Origin of the sequence: Aggregatibacter actinomycetemcomitans (assembly GCF_003130205.1) — a bacterium.
Classification (GTDB): Bacteria; Pseudomonadota; Gammaproteobacteria; order Enterobacterales; family Pasteurellaceae; genus Aggregatibacter; species Aggregatibacter actinomycetemcomitans_A.
Genome location: NZ_NRDF01000032.1, coordinates 1 through 2,539 on the forward strand (window position 1 = coordinate 1; position 2,539 = coordinate 2,539).

Here is a 2,539-nt window from a genome sequence, read left to right on the forward strand (position 1 = left end):
AGTTTGTCAAAAATTTCACTATTCGTATGAGCTATGAATATAACCCTTCTTTAGGTTTAGAACTTGCCGAACGCATAAATAACCCTATGGGTTTCTTTGTAACCAGTTATCAACGAGTTCAGGAATCACTATGATGAAAAAGTCGATTTTATTATTGATGTTCGGTGTTGCCGTTTCTTTCAATGCTTCTGCTTTAGATACCCCAAAGTCTTCACATTATGACCAACGGATGCAATACATTAATTATAATCCTAATGATGTGGTTGAAATTCGCACTAAAAATGGCTTTGTAACAGCGGTTACTTTTGCGGAAGATGAAGAAGTCACAGATATTGCAAGCGGATTTTCTGATGGTTGGGAAGTGAAAGATAACAAAAATAATATCTATATTAAGCCTAAAGCGGTGCAGCAGGATTCTGCATTTTTCGATCCTAAGGTGGGTGAATGGGATACCAATCTTCTTATTGCGACCAATAAACGTACTTATGCTTTCGATTTGAAATTAGTGGAAGAATTGAAAGATGTGAGTGCATATTTCATGAAATTTGCTTATCCAACAGAAGAACAGCTGGCCCATCAACGTGAGGAAGCGCAAAAACGCAGAGTGCGGGCAGAAGCACAAGCAAAAATTCGGCGTGAGCTTGAAGAGAAAGAGGTTAATGCCACGCTTGATAAATTTACCATACCGAAAAACTGGGATTACACGATGAAAGTAGGGAAGGATAGTCGTGAGATCGCACCTCGGTTTGTTTATGATGACGGTATTCGCACTTATATCGGTTTTGATACCACAAACGCGATCCCGGCGGTTTTCTATTACCAAGGTGAAACGGAAATGATGTCAAATCTTAATCCTAAAATGCAGGGGCAATATACCGTTTTAATCGTTCACAAAACAGCCCACCGTTTTATTTTAAGAAGTGGTGATCAGGTAGTTGGTATCATCAATCACGGATTCGGTAAAAATCCAAATTCATCTGTAGTAACGACTAATCAAGGCGTAATTCGTCAAGTGAAATAAGAGAATTAAAATGACAAAAAGAAATTTACTTGACGACGATAATGATTTAGAAAGTCAAATTCGTAGAGAGCTTGAAGAGCAAAATGCAAGAAATAATCCAAATAATAAGCCAAAAGAAAATATTTCGTTCGGTGATAAAGAATCCGGTTTTGTTCAAAATAATCGTGTTTCAAGTGCTATAAAAGATAAGAAAAAACCGGTCAACCGCCGTGCGGGGTTGTTGCTTATCTTATTTGCATTACTTTTATTCGGGGTATTCGTTTTACCTAAATTAATTAGCCCGTTCAAAACAGAAGAAGTGGAAACGCCAACACAGGAGGTTAAGTCTGTTTCTCAAACCTATCGTAAACCGGAACCTATTGAAGAAACCAAGGTGTTTACGTTTGATGAACAAGAGCCGCAAGAGGAATTGTTAGGGGCGGAGCCTGTTACTGCATCAATGCAGCAAAAACTGATTAAATCGGCAAGTGCGATGATGGTAAAAACGGGTAGTGCATCAGTCAGCCTTACGCAAGAAAATCAAACCGCGTTAAAAGAAGGTGATGAGATAACTCAAAATGCCATTAATCAGGCACAAGGGCAGCTTAATTTATTAAATGGCGGCCCCGGTAATAAGGGGGATTTGTTAGGGGGAAATACGGGCGGGAGTGATCCATTTATGGATACACCTGCGTTTACCCCGACCGCTGCAAGAAAGAGCCAATTTAACCCGAATTTATTATTAGAACAAGGTACGCTTATTCCTTGTGTATTACGTGTGAAAGTGATTTCCAATATTGGTGGGCAGGCAAGTTGTATTATTGCAAATGATGTGTATTCGGCAAATGGTAACGTGCTTTTAATTGAAAAAGGTTCACGCGTAAATGGTTTCTACCAAGGAAATAGTGTTGAACACGGTCACGCACAATTAGCCGTGGTTTGGCAGGAAATGCGTACAATGAATAACCTGGTTATTCCTCTCCATTCAGGCTCAACGGATGAGTTGGGTGCAAATGGCTTAACGGGTTGGGTTGATAATCATTTTTGGGAGCGTTTCTCTAATGCAGTGATGTTATCGCTTATTCTTGATAGTAATAATATTCTTGTAGGCAAAATAGCCGGTAATCAGCAACGTAATACCGAAAATACCCGTCAAGCAACACAAGAGGTGGCAACAACCGTACTTGAGCAAATGGGCGACATTAAGCCAACACTTTATAAAAATCAGGGCGATAAGGTAGGGATTTTTGTGGCACGTGATATTGATTTTAGTGGCGTATACCAATTAAAGAGAGTGAGATAATGGAGGAGAATAGATCTCTCACCTGGTTTACTCAAAACTTATTTGGCGATTTATTCAATCGCCAAGATATCACAGAAATTGTGATCAATAAAATTGGTCAAATTTTTTATGAAGATGATGACGGTTTTCATAAAGGAACCGAGGATGAATGTGCTCGGGTTACCATTTATGAATTTATAAGATAAAAGCCTTAAGAGGCATGGCTTTTTACTGTAAAGTAATGGTGTTAGAATGAT

3 protein-coding genes are annotated in these 2,539 nt (G+C 38.9%); all 3 read left to right on the forward strand.

Annotation, left to right across the window (positions count from 1 at the left end; genetic code table 11):
• The first annotated feature begins 20 nt into the window (after positions 1-20).
• Genes DK423_RS10915 through virB10 form a run of 3 tightly spaced genes read left to right on the forward strand, consistent with a single transcriptional unit; the run spans position 21 to position 2,303 of the window.
• Complete coding sequence (locus tag DK423_RS10915; RefSeq protein ID WP_267895871.1) at positions 21-134, forward strand: VirB8 family type IV secretion system protein; 114 nt, start codon at positions 21-23, stop codon at positions 132-134.
• Positions 131-1,021 carry a P-type conjugative transfer protein VirB9 gene (gene virB9 / locus DK423_RS10920; RefSeq protein WP_061886644.1) on the forward strand — a complete coding sequence of 297 codons (891 nt, stop codon included), beginning with the start codon at positions 131-133 and terminating at the stop codon, positions 1,019-1,021. Before DK423_RS10915 ends, virB9 begins: the two co-directional genes overlap by 4 nt.
• Positions 1,022-1,031: 10 nt before the next feature.
• Complete coding sequence (gene virB10, locus DK423_RS10925) at positions 1,032-2,303, forward strand: type IV secretion system protein VirB10 (RefSeq protein ID WP_109043984.1); 1,272 nt, start codon at positions 1,032-1,034, stop codon at positions 2,301-2,303.
• Positions 2,304-2,539: the final 236 nt, after the last annotated feature.

What these genes read in the sequence shown, in the direction of transcription:
- virB9 (WP_061886644.1), top strand. Translation starts at nt 131, where the DNA reads ATGATGAAAAAGTCGATTTTATTATTGATGTTCGGTGTTGCCGTTTCT.
- virB10 (WP_109043984.1), top strand. Translation starts at nt 1,032, where the DNA reads ATGACAAAAAGAAATTTACTTGACGACGATAATGATTTAGAAAGTCAA.